General features: G+C 68.5%; 12 protein-coding genes and 1 tRNA gene. 4 read left to right on the top strand and 9 right to left on the bottom strand.

From position 1 onward, the window contains the following. Window positions 1-333 precede the first annotated feature (333 nt). Entirely contained in the window at window positions 334-1752 is a 1419-nt protein-coding gene (locus ACZK39_RS03815) for a plasmid pRiA4b ORF-3 family protein (RefSeq protein ID WP_463612566.1), read from the top strand. A 10-nt stretch (window positions 1753-1762) separates the two neighbouring features. Here the strand turns inward: ACZK39_RS03815 and ACZK39_RS03810 are convergent, their stop codons facing one another. The 6 genes from ACZK39_RS03810 to ACZK39_RS03785 all read right to left on the bottom strand — a co-directional run bounded on the left by ACZK39_RS03810 (window position 1763) and on the right by ACZK39_RS03785 (window position 8949). After that, window positions 1763-2914, bottom strand: coding sequence for a baeRF3 domain-containing protein (locus ACZK39_RS03810; protein ID WP_463612565.1), 1152 nt, complete (start codon window positions 2912-2914; stop codon window positions 1763-1765). 162 nt (window positions 2915-3076) lie between these two features. Then, window positions 3077-5371 (bottom strand): RecQ family ATP-dependent DNA helicase, encoded by a 2295-nt coding sequence (locus tag ACZK39_RS03805; protein WP_463612564.1) that lies wholly within the window; start codon window positions 5369-5371, stop codon window positions 3077-3079. A 79-nt stretch (window positions 5372-5450) separates the two neighbouring features. Beyond that, window positions 5451-6824 (bottom strand): glycoside-pentoside-hexuronide (GPH):cation symporter, encoded by a 1374-nt coding sequence (locus tag ACZK39_RS03800; protein ID WP_459054542.1) that lies wholly within the window; start codon window positions 6822-6824, stop codon window positions 5451-5453. An 81-nt stretch (window positions 6825-6905) separates the two neighbouring features. Then, window positions 6906-7538 (bottom strand): cytidylate kinase-like family protein, encoded by a 633-nt coding sequence (locus ACZK39_RS03795; RefSeq protein ID WP_459054543.1) that lies wholly within the window; start codon window positions 7536-7538, stop codon window positions 6906-6908. 271 nt (window positions 7539-7809) lie between these two features. Then, window positions 7810-7883, bottom strand: a tRNA-Met gene (locus ACZK39_RS03790). A gap of 64 nt (window positions 7884-7947) precedes the next feature. Further along, entirely contained in the window at window positions 7948-8949 is a 1002-nt protein-coding gene (locus ACZK39_RS03785) for an aldo/keto reductase family protein (protein WP_182799813.1), read from the bottom strand. A 48-nt stretch (window positions 8950-8997) separates the two neighbouring features. On the opposite strand from ACZK39_RS03785, the gene ACZK39_RS03780 reads away from it, so the two are divergent. The 3 genes from ACZK39_RS03780 to ACZK39_RS03770 are packed head-to-tail and all read left to right on the top strand — an operon-like array spanning window position 8998 to window position 12204. Next, complete coding sequence (locus tag ACZK39_RS03780; RefSeq protein WP_182799812.1) at window positions 8998-9582, top strand: DUF1349 domain-containing protein; 585 nt, start codon at window positions 8998-9000, stop codon at window positions 9580-9582. A gap of 31 nt (window positions 9583-9613) precedes the next feature. Next, complete coding sequence (locus ACZK39_RS03775) at window positions 9614-10885, top strand: M16 family metallopeptidase (RefSeq protein WP_463612563.1); 1272 nt, start codon at window positions 9614-9616, stop codon at window positions 10883-10885. Next, window positions 10882-12204, top strand: a complete 1323-nt coding sequence (locus ACZK39_RS03770; RefSeq protein WP_463612562.1) for a M16 family metallopeptidase — start codon at window positions 10882-10884, stop codon at window positions 12202-12204. The genes ACZK39_RS03775 and ACZK39_RS03770 overlap by 4 nt, the downstream gene beginning before the upstream one ends. A 9-nt stretch (window positions 12205-12213) precedes the next feature. On the opposite strand, the gene ACZK39_RS03765 is transcribed toward ACZK39_RS03770, so the two are convergent. From ACZK39_RS03765 to ACZK39_RS03755, 3 genes are read right to left on the bottom strand one after another with little or no spacing between them, the layout of a single operon-like run. After that, window positions 12214-15087, bottom strand: coding sequence for a UPF0182 family membrane protein (locus ACZK39_RS03765; RefSeq protein WP_463612561.1), 2874 nt, complete (start codon window positions 15085-15087; stop codon window positions 12214-12216). Continuing rightward, the gene (locus tag ACZK39_RS03760) at window positions 15084-15599 is read right to left on the bottom strand and encodes a PPA1309 family protein (RefSeq protein ID WP_370585802.1); all 516 of its coding nucleotides are present in this window, start codon (window positions 15597-15599) and stop codon (window positions 15084-15086) included. The genes ACZK39_RS03765 and ACZK39_RS03760 overlap by 4 nt, the downstream gene beginning before the upstream one ends. Further along, window positions 15592-16653, bottom strand: coding sequence for a YlbL family protein (locus tag ACZK39_RS03755; RefSeq protein ID WP_182799809.1), 1062 nt, complete (start codon window positions 16651-16653; stop codon window positions 15592-15594). Before ACZK39_RS03755 ends, ACZK39_RS03760 begins: the two co-directional genes overlap by 8 nt. Window positions 16654-16694 lie beyond the last annotated feature (41 nt).

Here is a 16694-nt window from a genome sequence, read left to right as displayed (position 1 = left end):
CGCGGCGCAGTGTCCCGCGGGCGCCCGAGCCCTGTCAGCTCCAGCCTTACGGCCAAGAGGCATGCCGCGACGATTGCCGCGCCCAGCAGAGCTGAGCCGATTGCCGCCACGGCCCACGCGTGAGATCGTGCAGGCGCCATCATCGCTGAAGCGTCCCTTCCTGCTCTCACATCAGTAGCCTACGCACGTGAGGTAGCACCACCTCGGTTCGTCGGGCGAGACGACGGTCTCTCGCTGAGCGTCGGCCGAGAAGAGGCCCCACGTGGGCTTCAGGGCGCTGGTGGCTGCCCATTCCGGATCGGAGGAGCTTCCACGAGCCGCTAGCGTTGAGCCATGACCGGAACCGACCCAGCAGAAGCCGAGTTTCGCCGTCGATTCGAGCAGGCGGTCTCAGGAACCGAGCTGGCCGACCTACGACGGCTCGCCACGGTCCTGACCAGCGATCTCGCCACGCCTGTGCGCCCGGAACTCCGGCGGCCGCGGCTCGCGGGGCCAATGATCTATCACGTCCGCGCCGAGCTTCGCGATTCGAACCCGCCGATCTGGCGAACCCTCGCGCTCCGCTCAGATCTGCCTCTTGAGATGGTCCATCACACGCTGCAGATGGCGTTTGTGTGGAGTGGCGCCCACCTGTATCGGTTCTCGCTCGGCGGCGATCCTTTCGATCGCTCGGCCCAGATCTTCCTGTGCGAGTTCGACGTTGAGGAGGAGGATCCGGCCGACGGCGAATCCGCGGCCGCCGCCGACGTCAGGTTGGACGAGGTCCTCCAGCAGCCGGGCGACGTCCTGAACTACGTGTACGACTACGGCGACCACTGGGACATCACCCTCCGCCTGGAGCAGGTTCTGCCGATGCTGCCGGGCGATGCCCCCGCGCTGGTGGTCGACGGTGCGCGAGCAGCCCCGCCCGAGGACTGCGGCGGGCTGCGCGACGCTGAGGCGCTGGCCGAGTTTCTCTACGACCCCGAACTCTTCGACGCCGCCGAACTCAACGCCTGGCTGCTCGATCCCGGATTCAGGGCCACGATGACCTCGCTGCCGCACCGGTTGGTGATCATGCTGATGAGCTTGTCGCACGACGAGGCGGCGCTTCAATTGCTCGAACGCCTCATCGATCTGCCGGAGATGGACGACGACCCGGTCCCGGTCGAGGCGTTGGCCCCGATCCAGTGGTTCCTCGACGCCGCGGCGGGCAACGGGTTGGAGATGACGAGCGCCGGCTACCTGAAGCCGGCGCGCGTCTCGGAGGCCGCGGCCATGCTTCCCGGCATGAGTGGATGGATCGGTGCGGTGAACCGGGAGGGCTCGGCCCTCCCCCTGTTGCGCTTCCGTCTCACGCTGCAGCGCCTGGGGCTGCTGAGGGTGCACAACGGCAGGCTGAAGTCCACGAGGCTGGGGAAGAAGCTTCAGAAGGACCCGGCCGCACTGTGGGCGGGCCTGGCGGGACTGGTCATCCCGTCGGCCGAGGGCTTCGAACGCGACGCGGCCCTCCTCATGTTGGCCTACGCGGCCACCGATGAGATGGGCGCCGTCCCCGTCGACAAGGTCGCCTCGATGCTGACCCGGCTGGGCTGGCAGATCGGTGACCATGGACCCATCCTGGGTCACCACCTCTACCAGGAGCTCTCACCGGTGCTGCTGAACTTGGGTGACTCCCCCACGCTCCGTCAGCGCATTTCGGGCCTGGCGACGGGACCCTCAGGTTTCCGGCTCGCCAGGGCGGCCCTCATGGCCGACGGGCGCGAGGAGTGACCCGCCGGGCTCAGTAGCGCAGGATCGCGGCCAACTCGCTGTCGGCCACCACCTCCTGCGACGTGGCGTGGACCATGCCCCCGTACGCGAGCGTGTGCCTGGCCGCGGACTCCACCTCCTCGCACGCGGCGAAGCGGTCGTCGGTCCCGAGACGGACGACGGGAGGGTCGCCACCGTCCTCGACCCGCTCCCAGCACCACGGATCCGAGCGGATGAACAGCGTCTCGACCCGGCCCTGCTCCGCAGCGTCGCTCACGGCATCCACATCACTGGACACCTGGCCGCCGGTGCCCTTCAGGTCGTGGAAGCGCGAAATGAGCCGGGTCCGATCGGCTCGAAGCCGGCCCTCGACCAGCGGCCACGCCACCTGGTGCAGCTCGTCGGCCGACAGCTCGTCGGGGCTGCGGAGCACTGCCTCGTCGAGCACCTCGGCATAGGTGTTGAGCTCCCGGTAGGCGGACACGTTCTGTTCCAGGCCAACTAGCACCAGCGGGGCCGTCTGGCCGGCGAGCACCTCGCGGAGGCCTGCCTCCACCTCGCGGAAGAACCGCATCACATCGTCCTTCTTCGCTTCGTCCGCGCCCACGCCGTGGCCGTAGAAGACGGCCCTGCCCCCGCGCCCAGCGGTCAACGACCGGGCCATGGAGTCTGAGCGTCCGCTGGGCTCCACCACGTCTCTGAGGCTCGTGGGAACGTCGTCGAGTTCGATCTGGCGCACAGTGTGCCGGCTGCCGTCCATGAGTCGCACGGAGCCCTGGCTGATGGCCAGCAGCAGGAAGTGCGCGTCGCCGGAGAGCAGCCGCATCAGGGGGGCGGTCACGAAGTGCTCACCGACGGCGGCGAGGGTGGGTAGGGACGCCGGGATACGGACCATCTGGGAACCGGCCGGGGTGAGGAACATCGCCAGGCCGTCGCTCATGTACTGCCAGGCCAGGTTGTTGTTGAGCAGTTCGCGCGCTGGGGCCAGGAGGGCCTCGACGTCTGGCCGACGCATCTCCTCGAGCAAGACGGCCTCAGCACCGTGCACGAGGTTCTTCCACTGCACCTGATCAGCTTGGATTCCACTGCCGAAGCGGTGGGTGGGCAGCATCAGCGACACGTGGATTCCGTCGGCCTCGGACGCGACGAGCGACTGGATGTCCGAGCGGTTGAGTAGGTCCATGGATCCTCCTGAAGTCGGGATCCTTCCAGCGTACGACCATCGCCACGGCTCCGGTCCGGCCTTGGCAAGTTCGCCGGCGCGGCCCCGATGGGGCCGTCGATCCGTCTCTGCCGGGCCGCCCCGGAACCACTGGGCGGGCTCAGCGTGGGATCAGCCCTTCCGTCAGCCCACCGACCCGAGCGCCAGCGGGAGCACCGCAGTGGCCCCCGCCCGGCGAAGGAGCCGCCCGGCCACCGTCATGGTCCAGCGCGAATCGACGAGGTCGTCCACCAGGAGGATCGGGCCGTCGAGACTCGCGAGCCGCTCTGTCATGGCCGGAGGCACGACGAAGCGGTCCCAGAGATCGCGGACGCGGTAGGCACTGTTGGTGGAGCCCCGAAGCCGTTCAGCGCCTGGGCTGAGCCCGAGCGGGCCGAGGACCTCCAGACGTCCGGCTGCCGCGATGCCCGTGGCGACCGACTCAACCAGACGAGGACGCCCGAGGCTCGGCACCCACGCCACCGCAACCGGACGCGCGTCCCATCCCCACTCCTTGAGGACGCGAAGACACGCCCTGCCCAGCTCGGGCGGCACCTCGGCGTCCATAGGGTTGCCGTCGCGGTCGGCCGCGAACAGCTCACGCAGCGGCCCGCCCCATCCCAGATCCGAGAGACGCGCGACCGCCCGCCCCGCCGCGAGCTGCTCCTCGGGCGGGATCTTGCCCTTGACCGGACGACCGTCGATGCGGACGCTCAGCCTGTCGAGCCCGGTGGGCCACAGCACGCGCGGCGCCAGCGGGACTCCGACCCGGTCCAGTGCCGTCTGGGCGCCCTGGCCGGCGGCCAGCGTCACCCCCGTCGGGTACCACGGACCGGCACAGGAGTCGCAGCGACCGCAGGCCGCGGCGTGCGGGTCATCCAGCTCCGCGGTCAGGAACGCCATCCGGCATTCGTCGAGCTGCTCGTAGGCGAGCATGGCGCGTTGCTCCTGCTGGCGGGCCGCGGCGATGCGCCCGTAGCGGTCGGCATCGTAGGTCCACGGGGCCCCCGTCGAGACCCACCCGCCCTTGACCGATTCCACCGCACCGTCGACCGCCAGCACCTTGAGCAGCAGCTCGAGCGGACCCCGCTTGATGTCCACGCGGGCCTCCAGGGCAGCCACTGACAGCGGGCGGTCAGCGTCGGCGAGGGCCGCCAGTGCCGCGTCGGCCTTGCGCTGGGTTGGCATCGCGTTCGTCGCGAAGTAGTGCCAGATCGCCTGATCCTCGGCGCCAGGCAGCAGCAGCACGTCAGCGCTCTCGGTGGCGCGGCCGGCCCGGCCGACCTGTTGGTAGTACGCCACAGGCGAGCTCGGAGCGCCGAGGTGGACGACGAAGCCGAGATCAGGCTTGTCGAAGCCCATCCCGAGGGCCGAGGTGGCGATCAGCGCCTTGACCTCGTTGCGCTTCAACGCCTCCTCGGCAACCAGTCGCTCAGCCGGATCCGTCCGACCGGTGTAGGCGAGGACGCGGTGGCCTGCCTTCGCGAGCAGCGCGGCCGTGTCCTCGGCGGCAGCGACGGTGAGGCAGTACACGATCCCGCTCCCCGGGAGCGCCGCGAGATGCTCGCTGAGCCAGGCCAGGCGGCGCCAGGGCGTGCCGAGATCGAGGACGCCGAGCCGCAGCGAGTCGCGGCCCAGCGCGCCACGGAGGGTGAACACCTCCCGCCCACCGGCGGCCATCTGCTCGGCCACATCGTCGACAACCCGGGCGTTGGCTGTCGCGGTGGTGGCCAGGACGGGGACGCCATCGGGCAGGTCGGCGATGAGGTCGCGGATGCGCCGGTAGTCCGGCCTGAAGTCGTGACCCCAGTCGCTGATGCAGTGTGCCTCGTCGATCACCAGAAGGCCACAGGTCGCGACGAGCCGGGGCAGCTGTTCCGCCCGGAAAATCGGGTTGACGAGGCGCTCGGGTGAGACGAAGAGCACGTCGATCGAGTCTGCGGCCAGCAACTCCTCGATGTCGCGCCACTCGGTCACGTTGGCCGAGTTGATCGCCGAGGCTCGGACGCCGGCCCGTTCAGCGGCCGCGACCTGGTCACGCATCAGCGCCAGGAGGGGAGACACGATCAGCGCCGGCCCCGACCCGGCCCTGCGCTGCAGCAGGGCGGAGATGAAGTAGACCGCCGACTTGCCCCATCCCGTGCGCTGGACCACTAAGGCCCGACGGTGATCCGCCACCAGGGCTTCGATCGCCTCGTACTGCCCGGGGTGGAAATCGGCCTCCGCGCTCCCGGTGAGGGCCTTCAGGATCTGCAGAGCCTCGTCACGAAGACCGGCCGCCGATCGTTGCACCGCCCGGGCGGGCTCCCTGCGAACCGTGTCAGGCCGCCGTCGGGTGGGCGCCACGGGCTCACGCGCCCACGCCTCGTCGAGGTCGTCCGGCGGGAGGGTCTCCGGGTCTGGTGGTGGCTCGTCCAACCATGCGGGCGGCTGCGTCATGCCACCACCCTCCCATCCTGCGCCGACACTTTGCACATGGCTGCTCCCGCAGTGGAGGACGCTCGCCGAGGGGTCAGCCCTACGCGTCGACCCTGGCCGCGCGCCGCGCGGCGATCTCGCCGACGATCTCGAGGTACTTCTTCTCCGTCAACGGATAGAAGAACATCGCGAGCTGGGTCAGGAGGGTGGAGCCGATCAGGAAGACCGCGGCCCACATGCGGATGTTGCCGGCCACCTCGTCGGAGACCTCGCCACCCGCCGCGACCTCGGCTGCGACGAAGCCCGCCCACCCGAGCGCCCAGCCGCCGACGAATCCACCCAGCGCCTGGCCCATCTTGCGGGTGAATGAGAACACCGCGTAGGTGGTGCCCTCGGTGCGCTGCCCGATCTTCCACTCGCCGAACTCCACACAGTCCGCCTCGAGAGCCCACATGAGCGTGTTGACGCCGAACATGGCGATGCCCATAACGAAGAACGCCACCGACCCGAGCCACGGGTAGGTACCGAGGGGGGCGAGCCACAGGATGAGGGCGCCGATGTACATGAAGGACGCGAGGACGACGTAGCCCAGGCGCTTGCCCATGGTGCGGACGAGCACCGGGATGATGGGGCCGACAAGGAACAGCGCCGCCACCTGGGCCGTCTGGTTGATGGCGATGTAGTTGGCGTCGTTCTGCACGTAGATCGCGATGTAGGCGCCCAGGGTGCCCATCACGGTGGTCCCGAGCAGGAAGAAGACCGCGGCGACGGAGAGGACCTGCAGCGGACGGTTGACGGCGAGGGAGCCGAAGCTCTCCTTCATCGTCACCGGACGCGGGTCGCGGGCGACCTGCTCCTTCGTCCCCCACACCGTGAACAGGTACAGCCCGGCGCCGATGATCGACAGGATGCCGACGGAGATCGCGATCGAGTTCTGCAGCGCGTCGGCGTTGCCCACGTTCGCCCGGATCTGCGGTGCGATGACCCAGGACAGCGCCAGGATCATGAGGGCCGCGCCGTACATCCGGAAGCTGGCCAGCTTCGCCCGCTCCGTGGGGACCTGCGTCAACGAGGGGGCCATGGAGCCGTACGCGATGTTGACGGCGGTATAGAACACCGAACCCATCAGGATGTAGAAGGCGTACATGTAGATGGTGTAGGCCGTGGTGCTCGCGTCGGGCATGATCCACTTCGCGGCGTAGAGCATCCAGCTCGAGACAAGCAGCGGGACCGAGAACCACAGGATGATCGGACGGAACTTGCCGAGTCTGCCGGGCTTCTTCATGTCGATGATGCGGCCCATGAAGACATCCGTGATGGCGTCGATGAAGCGCAGCACCAGGAACATGGTGCCGATGACGCCACCCTCGATACCGACCACGTTGGTGTAGTAGAGGATGAGGAACATGCCCGCCATGGTGAAAGACACGTTGTTGGCCGCGTCACCCGCCGCGTAGGCGAGGTAGTTCTTCATGCTGAGGGGCTGGGCCGTGACAGCCGGCGCCGAGACTGAGCTTGCAGACATGGTGTCGATTCCGTTCTGTTCAGGCGCCGGTCAGGCGGTCTGGTGCTGGATCGCGTCGACGATGGCGTTCACTGCTGCATCGACGGAGACACGGCTGGTGTTGAGCAGCATGTCGTAGCGGTCTGGGAGCGCAGGGTCCCAGCCGTACAGGGTCCTTGACATCTGCCGACGAAGGTCCTCCTCGTGGGCTCGGCGCTTCGCTGACTCGGCCTCCGAGATGCCCAGGCTCTGGGCAGCCCGCTTGACCCGGTCCGCGACGTCGCCGGTGAGCAGGACGTGCAGGGTATTGGGACGGTCGGCCAGGATCACGGTGGCGTTGCGACCCACGATGACTCCGCCCTCCTGGGCGAACTGCTTCACGTTCCGGGTGTTGTCCTCGATGAGCGAGTACTTGTCACCTTGGGTGCGCACGATCTCGCGGTCCTCCAGCGCACTGTAGGCACCCCCGAGGAGGGCGAGCACATTCGCGAGCACCGCACGGTTCTCCTCGTCGTCGCCGGTTGCCTGTCCGGCGATCGCACCGGAGGTGAACGCCTGCCCGTGGAACGGCAGGCCGAGTCTCTGGGAGACCCTCTCGCCGATCGTGACGGCGCCCGCGCCGTACAACTCGAACATCGTGACGACGGGCGGGTATTCGCTGGCCCTGTTGCTGGCCTCTGACATGAAGTCACCTCTGCTTCTTTGCTGAGATTGTTTCCGCACCTTGCGGGGAGCGTAGCCCTGCCCGACGAGGCATGGAGCGATGGCGCGAGGAAGGAGAAGCCGTGTCCGGTTGCCGCTACTGGCCTTGCCGCCGTCGGCACGCTCACGCCCGGACTCCAGGTCCGTGCCAGCCGGAGGGCGTCTTCGCGTCGCCGGTGGGGAACAAGTAGGGAACAAGCCTGGAAAAGCCAGTGGCCCTGACAGCATTTCTGCTTGTCAGGGCCACTTTTCGTAGCGGGGACAGGATTTGAACCTGTGACCTCTGGGTTATGAGCCCAGCGAGCTACCGAGCTGCTCCACCCCGCGTCGCTCTGATAACTATAGGGATTGTCCGCGGACAATCCAAATCGACGAGCGACGCGGGGGGGGATCAGGGGCGCCCCTCCGGCACGGTGGTCTTCGCGGGATCGCGCTCGACGATGCCCTCAAGCGCCTCGTCGATGCGCGCCATCAGCTCATCGGGGATCTCCACCCCGCTGGCCTTGACGTTCTCGGCGATCTGCTCCGGGCGCGAGGCCCCGATGATGGCCGCCGCGACATTGTCGTTCTGCAGCACCCACGCCACAGCCAGTTGCGCCATGGTGAGGCCCAGCTCGTCGGCGATCGGGCTCAGGTTCTGCACCTTGGTCAGCACGTCGTCGCGCATCCAGCGGCTGATCATGCCCTGGCCGCCCTTGGTGTCGGTGGCCCGCGACCCCTCCGGCGCCGGCTGCCCCGGCAGGTACTTGCCGGTGAGCACGCCCTGCGCGACGGGCGACCACACGATCTGCGAGACGCCCACCTCCTCGGATGCGGGCACCACCTGGTCCTCGATCACCCGCCACAGCATGGAGTACTGCGGCTGGTTGGACACGAACGGGATCCTGAGCTCCTTGGCGTAGCGCGCAGCCTCGCGGATCTTGTCAGCCGGCCACTCCGACACGCCGATGTAGAGGGCCTTGCCCTGCCGGACGACGTCGGCGAAGGCCACCATCGTCTCCTCCAGCGGCGTCTCGACGTCGTAGCGATGGGCCTGGTACAGGTCCACGTAGTCCGTCTGCAGCCGTTGCAGCGAGCCGTTGATGCCCTCCATGATGTGCTTGCGTGAGAGCCCGACGTCGTTGGCGCCCTTGGGCCCGACCGGCCAGTAGACCTTGGTGAAGATTTCCAAGGATTCCCGACGCTCACCCTTGAGAGCCTCCCCCAGCACCACCTCGGCGGCGGTGTTGGCGTAGACGTCAGCCGTGTCGAACGACGTGATGCCGTGGTCCAGCGCCGCGCGCACGCAGGCTGTCGCGGTGTCGGCCTCCACCTGCGAGCCGTGGGTCAGCCAGTTCCCGTAGGTGAGTTCGGTGATCTTGAGTCCAGAATTGCCCAGATAGCGATACTTCATACAACAAAACCTACTCCGGTCGGCCAGCCCACCGATAGCGTCATCGCCATGGACACCTTGCCACTGCCGTGGACCTCCGGCACCTGGACCACCCAACCCGTCGACGTCCACGAGGACGGACCCGATCTCGTGGTCACCGCCGAGGAGGGCTCGGATGCGTGGCGTGTCACGTCCTACGGCTTCACCCACGACACGGAGCACGCTCTCGTCGCCCCCTTCCCGACGGACAGCGCCATGGAGGTGGTGTTCACCGCCGGATACTCCGAGCAGTTCGATCAGGCCGGCCTGTTCGTCGTGTCCGCGGCCGACTGCTGGGTCAAGGCGGGCGTCGAGTTCGCCGACGGCCATCCGCAGCTGGGTGCGGTGGTGACCAACCCGCTCTCCGACTGGTCATCCGCCCCCGTCGACGCCTGGCACGGACGCCGGGTCCGGGTGCGCGTCTCGCGCTCCGGCGACGCGCTCACCATCCGCGCCGGCCTCGACGGCGACCCCCTCAGCCTCGTCCGCCTCGCCCCGTTCCCCCGCGACGCACGCGCCGCCGCAGGGCCGTTCACCTGCGCCCCCACGCGTTCCGGGCTTGTCGTCCGATTCCACGAATGGACCACGGGACCAGCCGATTCCACGCTGCACTGACCCCTCGACGGCGTCGGCTACCCTTGCGCGCATGACCGAGGCCCTCCAGTACGAGCTCACCCAAGCGCGCCTCGACAACGGCCTCCAAGTGGTGGTGGCGCCTGATCCGGACGCGCCGGGTGTCGCGGTGAACCTGTGGGTGGAGGTGGGATCGGCCGACGAGGCCCCCGGCCGGACCGGGTTCGCGCACCTCTTCGAACACCTCATGTTCCAGGGCTCGGCCCACCTGGCCAGCGGCGAGCACATGGCCACCGTCGAGTCCCTCGGCGGCACCGTGAACGCCACGACCTCCACGGACCGCACCAACTACTTCGAGACGGTCCCCCGCGGCGCGCTGGAGCTCGCGCTCTGGATGGAAGCGGACCGGTTCTCGTCCCTGGCCATCACCCCGGAGAACTTCGAGGCTCAGCGCCAGGTGGTGAAGGAGGAGAAGCGCCAGCGCTACGACAATCAGCCCTACGGCGACCTCCTGCAGCTGCTGACTGCGCAGCACTTCCCGGAGACCCACCCCTACGGGCACCTCACCATCGGGTCGATGGCGGACCTGGATGCCGCCTCACTGCAGGACGTGTCCGAGTTCTTCGACGCCTGGTACCGGGCGTGCAACCTGCGCCTGGTGGTGTGTGGCCCGGTCGGCCCGGACGAGGCGCTCGATCTCGCCGGGCGCTACTTCGCAGACCTTCCCGCCCTCCCCAAGCCGGAGCGCCTGCCCATGACGGAGCGCCCCGTCGCGCAGGCCTCGACTGTCGCGGTGAGCCGGCAGGTCCCCCACTCCCTTGCCTACCTCTCCTGGCCCACTCCCCCCGCCTCACACGCGGATCAGCCCGCCATCGACCTGGCCCTGTCGATCCTCGCCGACGGCCACTCCTCCCGGCTGCACCGCGCCCTGGTCAAACACGCCGACGTGGCCAACGAGGTGCACAGCGCCTCGCTCACCCACCGCTCGGCGGCGTCGATCGCCGCCATCCTGGGCCGCCCCGCCGACGGAATCTCGCTCGAGGCAATGTCGGCGGCCATCCTCGAGGGCGTGGGCCGTCTCGCCGCCGATGGCCCCACCGATGCAGAGTTGGCCCGCGCCGTCGCCCAGTACGAGAGCGACTGGCTCTGGGAACTGGCCACCACCAGCGGCCGGGCCGACGCCATCAACGAGGCCTGGCTGATGCACGGATCGCCGCACCAGATCAACACCCACCTCGCGGACGTGCTGGCGCTCACCCCGGAACACATCGCCACCGCCGCCGGACGTTGGCTGGCACCATCGTCGGCCCACCAGCTCCACTACGCAGCCGAGGAAACCCGATGAACCGCCCCGACGTCACCCTCGGCATTCCCTGGCACTTCCCCACCCCCACCGTCAGCACGCTCGGCTCGGGGCTCACGATGTGGCACTTCGAGCTCCCCGGGCAGCACATCGCCACCTTCGAGGTGATGATTCCTGCACCGCTGGCCGCGGAACCCGCCGATCGGGAGGGCGTGGGCACCGTGGCGCTGCACGCCATCGACGAGGGCACCCGCACCCATCCGGACGGCGCCATCGGCGAGCTGCTCGAGGACCAGGGCGCCACCCTGCACGGCACCGCCCGCCAGCGCTACACCACCCTCGGCGGGCAGGCACCATCCCGTCGGCTCCCCCAGGTGCTGCCGCTCTTCACGGAGGTGCTCAGCGAGCCCACCTTCGACGATCGCGACGTGGCCCACCACGTCGAGGCGCAGGTGGCCGGCTACGAGTCCACGCTCGCCTCCCCCTCCTCCGCGGTGAGGATGGCGCTTCGCCGCGAGCTGTTCGGGACCGGGGATCGCGGTGGGCGCCCCGCCGCAGGCACCCCGGCCACCCTCGCCGCCGTGACACCGGCAGATGCCCACGGCTGGCACCGGGCGCACTTCTCCCCCCAAGGGGCGACCCTGGTGGTCGCGGGGAACCTCACGGTGACGCAGGCCGAGGCCGCGCTTGGACCCTGGACGGCTCCGCCACCTCAGCCCACCCTGCTGGCGGCAGCCCCGGCGCGGGAGCCCCGGATCGTCGTGGTGGACCAGCCGGGGGCAGTTCAGGCGACGGTGGTGGTGGGCCGACGGACCGTCACCCGATCCGACCCGCGCTGGGCCTCCCTGCGGCTGGCCGGCCACGCGGTCGCGGGGGCCTTCGCGAGCAGGCTCAATCTCGAACTCCGGGAGCGCCTCGGCTACAGCTACGGCATCGGTGGCGGCTTCTCCCCCGGCCCGGACGAGGGACTCTTCACCGTCGGCGGCAGCGTCCGCACCGAGGTCGCGGCCGACGCCGTCGCCCGACTGCTGGAGGGCGTTGCGCTGCCAGAGGCGTTCGGCGACGACGAGATCGACGACGCGCGGAGGTACCTGATCGGCGTGGCACCCCTTGCCACCGAAACCTCCGCCGACATCGTCGCGCAGGCCTCCGCCCTGGCCGCGGCGGGTCTGGACCCCGGCTACATGAACCGCCACTTCTCAGACCTGGCGGCGGTCACTCCCGCCGACGCGACGGCCGCCTTCAGGACGCTGGTGTCGCCGCGGAACGTGACTGTCGCGGTGATGGGAGACGCCTCCGCGTTGCTTCCGGCCCTTGCCGCCGTCGGGTTGGTCGCGGAGGTTGTAGACCTGCGCCGCTGAGGCGCCGGCTCAGCCGAGCGCCTCCGCGGCCTCCGCGATCTTCGCCTCCGCGGCCTTGACCTGGGCCTGATAGTCGGCGAGGTCGCCGTCGCGGAGCGCCTGCTCCGCCGCCTCGAACAGGGACTGAGCCTCATCCAGCATATTCCGGGCGCGCTGTTGGACGTCCGCGGGAACCGTCGGTTGTGACGGATCGACGGTGGGTTGCTCCTCCGTGGGCTGTTCGCCGGTGTCCGCACCTGCGTCTCCTTGGAAGACCTGATCAAGCGCCGACTGCAACGTCTCGCCGATACCGATCTGCTCACCGAAGCGCACCACGATGAATCGCAGCGCCGGGTAGGCGCCGGTTGTCCCGGTGGTCTGGGTGAAGATGGGCTGCACGTACAGCAGCCCGCCGCCCAGTGGCAGGGTCAGCAGATTGCCGTAAATGGCGGCGGCCGAGGCTCCCTGACGGTTGAAGGGCAACAGCTTGTCCGCGACCAACGGGTTGGTGGCGATGAAGTTGTACGTCTGTCCGGGGCCGGCGATCTGTTCGGCGTCCGAGAGCTTCAGCACCCTCATCCGGCCGTAATCCTCGGTCGTGGCGTCCGCGTTGACCGACATGTAGACGCTGAGGTTCTCGCGGTCCTTCGGCACGAACACGGTGGTGTTGGCGAAGTGGGGTGATTCGTCGCCGGGCCAACGGATCGTGAGGAAGTACGGCGGCTCCTTGAGGCCCTGCTGCCCGGCACGGACCGGGTCGTTGGGCACCTGCCAGATGTCGGTCTGCCGGTACCACGTGTCTGGGCTGATGGTGTGGTAGCGCCCCAGGATCTCGCGCTGCGCCTTGAACAGGTCCTGAGGATAGCGGAGGTGTTCAAGGAGCTCCTGCGAGATCTCCGACTTCGGCGTGACCACACCCGGGTAGACCTTCTCCCAGGTCTTCAGGATGGGATCTGTCTCGTCCCACTCGTACAACGTGACGGTGCCGTCGTAGGCGTCCACGGTGGCCTTGATCGAGTTGCGCACGTAGTTGACCTGCTGACCCATCAGCAGCCTGTCGGCCGAGGTGCGCGAGTCCGAGATGGACTGGGTCCAGTCGCTGCGCATCGAGTTGGGGAAGTTGTCCGTGGTGGTGTAGGCGTCGATGATCCAGACCACCCGCCCGTCGACCACGCTGGGGAAGGGATCCGAGTCCACCGTCAGCCACGGCGCCGCCTCCTGGACGCGCTGCACCGGCAGGCGGTCGTAGAGGATCTTCGACTCCTCGTTGACCCGGTCCGAGAGCATGAGGTTGATGTCGCCGAACCGCAGCGCGTAGGCAGCGCGCACCGCGATGTTGCCGATGCCCACGCCTCCGTCGCCGCTGTAGGTGTAGAGCGATTCCGTGCGGCCCTCTCCGCCCGACGGGGTGTCCAGCTCAACCGGGTCCATGCCCTCCGGCGCTCCGACCACAACGTAGTAGTCGGTCTTCTCGCCGAAGTAGATGCGGGGCTCGTGCTCCGGCAGCGTCCCCACAGTGGGGATCCCGCCGGAGAAGAACACCGGCTCGCCGTTGGCCTCGCGCTGGTTGCCGTACGCCGCCACCATGCCGTAGCCGTGGGTGTAGACGGTGCGACGGTTGTTCCACGTGTCGCCGGACTCGACGGAGTCGAGGTCCAGTTCCCGGACGGCCACCACCGAGTCCGTTGCCTTGCCGTCGATGACGTAGCGGTCGATATCCAGGGTGTCGGGGAAGGTGTAGTAGCCGCGCACCTGCTGGAGCTGCTCGAACGCTGCCGGCACCACCGCGGGGTCGATGAGGCGGATGGCGGGCAGCGCCTCGGCGTCCTGCCGCAGCTGCCCCGCGCCGGCCGTGGTGGTGGCCTCGTAGTCCTCGATCTCCACGTCCTCGATGCCGTAGGCGTACCTGGTGGCCGCGAGGTTGTTGGCGATATAGGGGCGCTCCTTCTCCTGCTCGTCCGGGATCACTTCGAAGCTCTGCACGATCCACGGGTACAGCATGGAGAGCAGAAGAGTGGACACCACCAGCAGCGCGATTGAGGCGCCAGGAACACTCCACCTGACCTTCCAGGCGTTGATGAACGCCAGGATCGCCGTGATCACGCAGATGGCGGCGATGATGGCGGCCACAGGCACGCGCGTGGTCACGTCGGTGTAGGAGAGCCCGGTGAAGATCCTATTGGCGGTGATGCTCAGCGCGTAGCGGTCCAGCAGTGTGCTGGCGGCGATGAGCAGCATGACGATGCCCAGGAGGATGGACAGGTGCCGCTGGGCGCCCAGCCCGGCGGCGGTGTTGCCCCGGCCCCTCAGTGCCGACGAGGTGAGCGCCCCGGTCATGAAGTGCACGGCGGCCGCCGCGACCATCCCGACGATCATGGTGAACAGGAGGAACCCGACCACGAACCCCAGCCAGGGCAGCGTGAAGACGTAGAAGCTGGCGTCCAGATCGAAGTAGGGATCGGCCCATCCGAACGGGGTCGCGTTCCACCAGGCGAGGAACACCTCGATCACGCCGGCGGCCGCCATCCCACCGAGGAGCCCGAGCACCACGGAGGGCACGGCCATGAGGACCTTCGACCTGCGGTCCAACGCGTCCCTCAACTGGATGAGGAACTCCGAGTCCAGGTTCGCCCGCCGCACCTTGGGGCGCAGCCGGTAGGCGATCACCATGTTGAAGAAGACCACCGAGAACATCAGCAGCCCGAACACGGCGAACAAACCGGCCCGCGCCGCAAGTTGGGTGGTGAAAACCGTCTGGAAGTTGATGCTGCGGAACCACAGATAGTCGGTGACGGCCCGGGAGGCGATGACGGCCACCAGCAGTAGGCCGCCCACGATCATGACGGTCCACAGGATGGGCCCGCGCCCGGCCGGGGCCTCGGGGTTGGCGGTGGTGGCGCTCACAACTCACTCCTGAAGGTATTGACGAGGGCGTCTGCCAGGCCGGGGACGAGGTCCTCGGCTCCCAGCAGATCATCGGGGTTGCTCACCAGCCGGGCCAGGCCGTGGCGGGTGCCATCGCGGAGGACCCCGACGACGATGCGTACATCAGTCTTCTCCGGATGGGCGGCCACGAACTCGGCAGCAGCCTCAGGCTCCTGAGGCAGCTCGGCCTCGTGCTCGGGGGGAAGGAAGGCGCGTTCCATCGCCAGCGCGCAGCCCTCGACCGTGTCCGGCCAGAAGATGCCGGCCAGGCGCTCGACGACGTTCTCCGTGGCGTGGAACTCGTCCTGCTCGATGGCGGTGAGCGCGTCTGGGCTGCTCTCCGGCACCCGGCCGCGCAGCTGCGGCTCGACATCGAGCAGCGTGCGGGTGGTGACCAGGGCGAACAGGCGGGCCGGCTGGTCCCACCCTGAAGATGAGACGTGTCGCTCCACGTCCATGAGGGCGGCGATGAGCTTCGACGAGTCAGCCACAGGTGGGCACCTCCGCAGTCTTTCCTTCGTTGATGAGCTGGAGCGCCGCAATGGAGTCCTTCAGGGTGCCTACCCTGACCAGCATGACGTCTGTGGCCAGGTTGCCGACGTCCGAGCAGTTGTCCTCGGGCACGAGGAAGATGGTGGCTCCGTCGCGCTCCGCCCCCTTGATCTTTTCCCGCACGGCCCCGATCCTCGAGACCCGCCCATCGGGATCGATCTCTCCGGTGCCGGCCACCACCCCGTCGGCGATCAGGTGTCCTTCGGTGATCCGGTCATAGAGACCCAACGCGAACACCAGCCCCGCACTCGGGCCGGTGACGCCCTGGTCCACGCCGAAGTCCACCTGGGGCGCGTACTGGAAGCCCGTGTCCAGGGAGATCCCCACCACTGGACGGCGGGCGTCGGTGTTGCTGGCGCTGGAGGTGACGCTCTCTGTGAGTTCCTGCCCGTCGCGGAGCAGCGTGAAGACGATCACGTCGCCGACGGCGTGAGTGGCCACCTGGGCGATCACATTCTCGCGGGTCTTCATCTCGATGTCGTCAACGGCGGTGATCAGATCCCCGGGCTGAAGACGGTCGACACTGGGGCCCGAGAGCACCACGCTTTCCACCCGGGGCAGTTCGGTCACGGCTACGCCGGCCGCCCGCAGTGCCGCGACGGTGGCGTTGATGCGCGACTTGTCCATCATCGCCACCGCCTCGTCCTGCACCTGCGACGACGACTTGCCAGGCGGGTAGATGACCTCCCTGGGCATCGCGTCCGAATCGTTGGCTGTGAAAACGAAGACAACCTCGGGAAGGCTGAGAGTGGAGTCCACCCGGGTGGTGGACACGGTGGTCATGAGCAGTTGACCGGCGGTGTCGAACGTGGGAAGGCCGGAGATCTCGATGACGGCGCCACCCTCCTCGGTGGTCTCCAGGACGTCGACGGTCTGCCCCGGGCGCCACGCCACATAGGGGACCGGAATCACGACCAGAGCCGCCGCCAGCATCACGAAAAGCAGGGAGGAAACGATCGCCATTGCGTTGCGCGACACCGAGACTCCCTTCATCGTCTTCCGCTTCACCCTAGCAACCGGCGGCAAGCCGTCGC

It is taken from the genome of Tessaracoccus luoxuelianae (assembly GCF_055326245.1).
This window is presented reverse-complemented; position numbering and strand designations above follow the sequence as displayed.

Bases quoted from the DNA above. Each gene is read 5' to 3' on its own strand.
- ACZK39_RS03815 (WP_463612566.1), top strand. From the start codon at position 334: ATGACCGGAACCGACCCAGCAGAAGCCGAGTTTCGCCGTCGATTCGAG.
- ACZK39_RS03810 (WP_463612565.1), bottom strand. From the start codon at position 2,914: ATGGACCTACTCAACCGCTCGGACATCCAGTCGCTCGTCGCGTCCGAG.
- ACZK39_RS03805 (WP_463612564.1), bottom strand. From the start codon at position 5,371: ATGACGCAGCCGCCCGCATGGTTGGACGAGCCACCACCAGACCCGGAG.
- ACZK39_RS03800 (WP_459054542.1), bottom strand. From the start codon at position 6,824: ATGAAGAACTACCTCGCCTACGCGGCGGGTGACGCGGCCAACAACGTG.
- ACZK39_RS03795 (WP_459054543.1), bottom strand. From the start codon at position 7,538: ATGTCAGAGGCCAGCAACAGGGCCAGCGAATACCCGCCCGTCGTCACG.
- ACZK39_RS03785 (WP_182799813.1), bottom strand. From the start codon at position 8,949: ATGAAGTATCGCTATCTGGGCAATTCTGGACTCAAGATCACCGAACTC.
- ACZK39_RS03780 (WP_182799812.1), top strand. From the start codon at position 8,998: ATGGACACCTTGCCACTGCCGTGGACCTCCGGCACCTGGACCACCCAA.
- ACZK39_RS03775 (WP_463612563.1), top strand. From the start codon at position 9,614: ATGACCGAGGCCCTCCAGTACGAGCTCACCCAAGCGCGCCTCGACAAC.
- ACZK39_RS03770 (WP_463612562.1), top strand. From the start codon at position 10,882: ATGAACCGCCCCGACGTCACCCTCGGCATTCCCTGGCACTTCCCCACC.
- ACZK39_RS03755 (WP_182799809.1), bottom strand. From the start codon at position 16,653: ATGAAGGGAGTCTCGGTGTCGCGCAACGCAATGGCGATCGTTTCCTCC.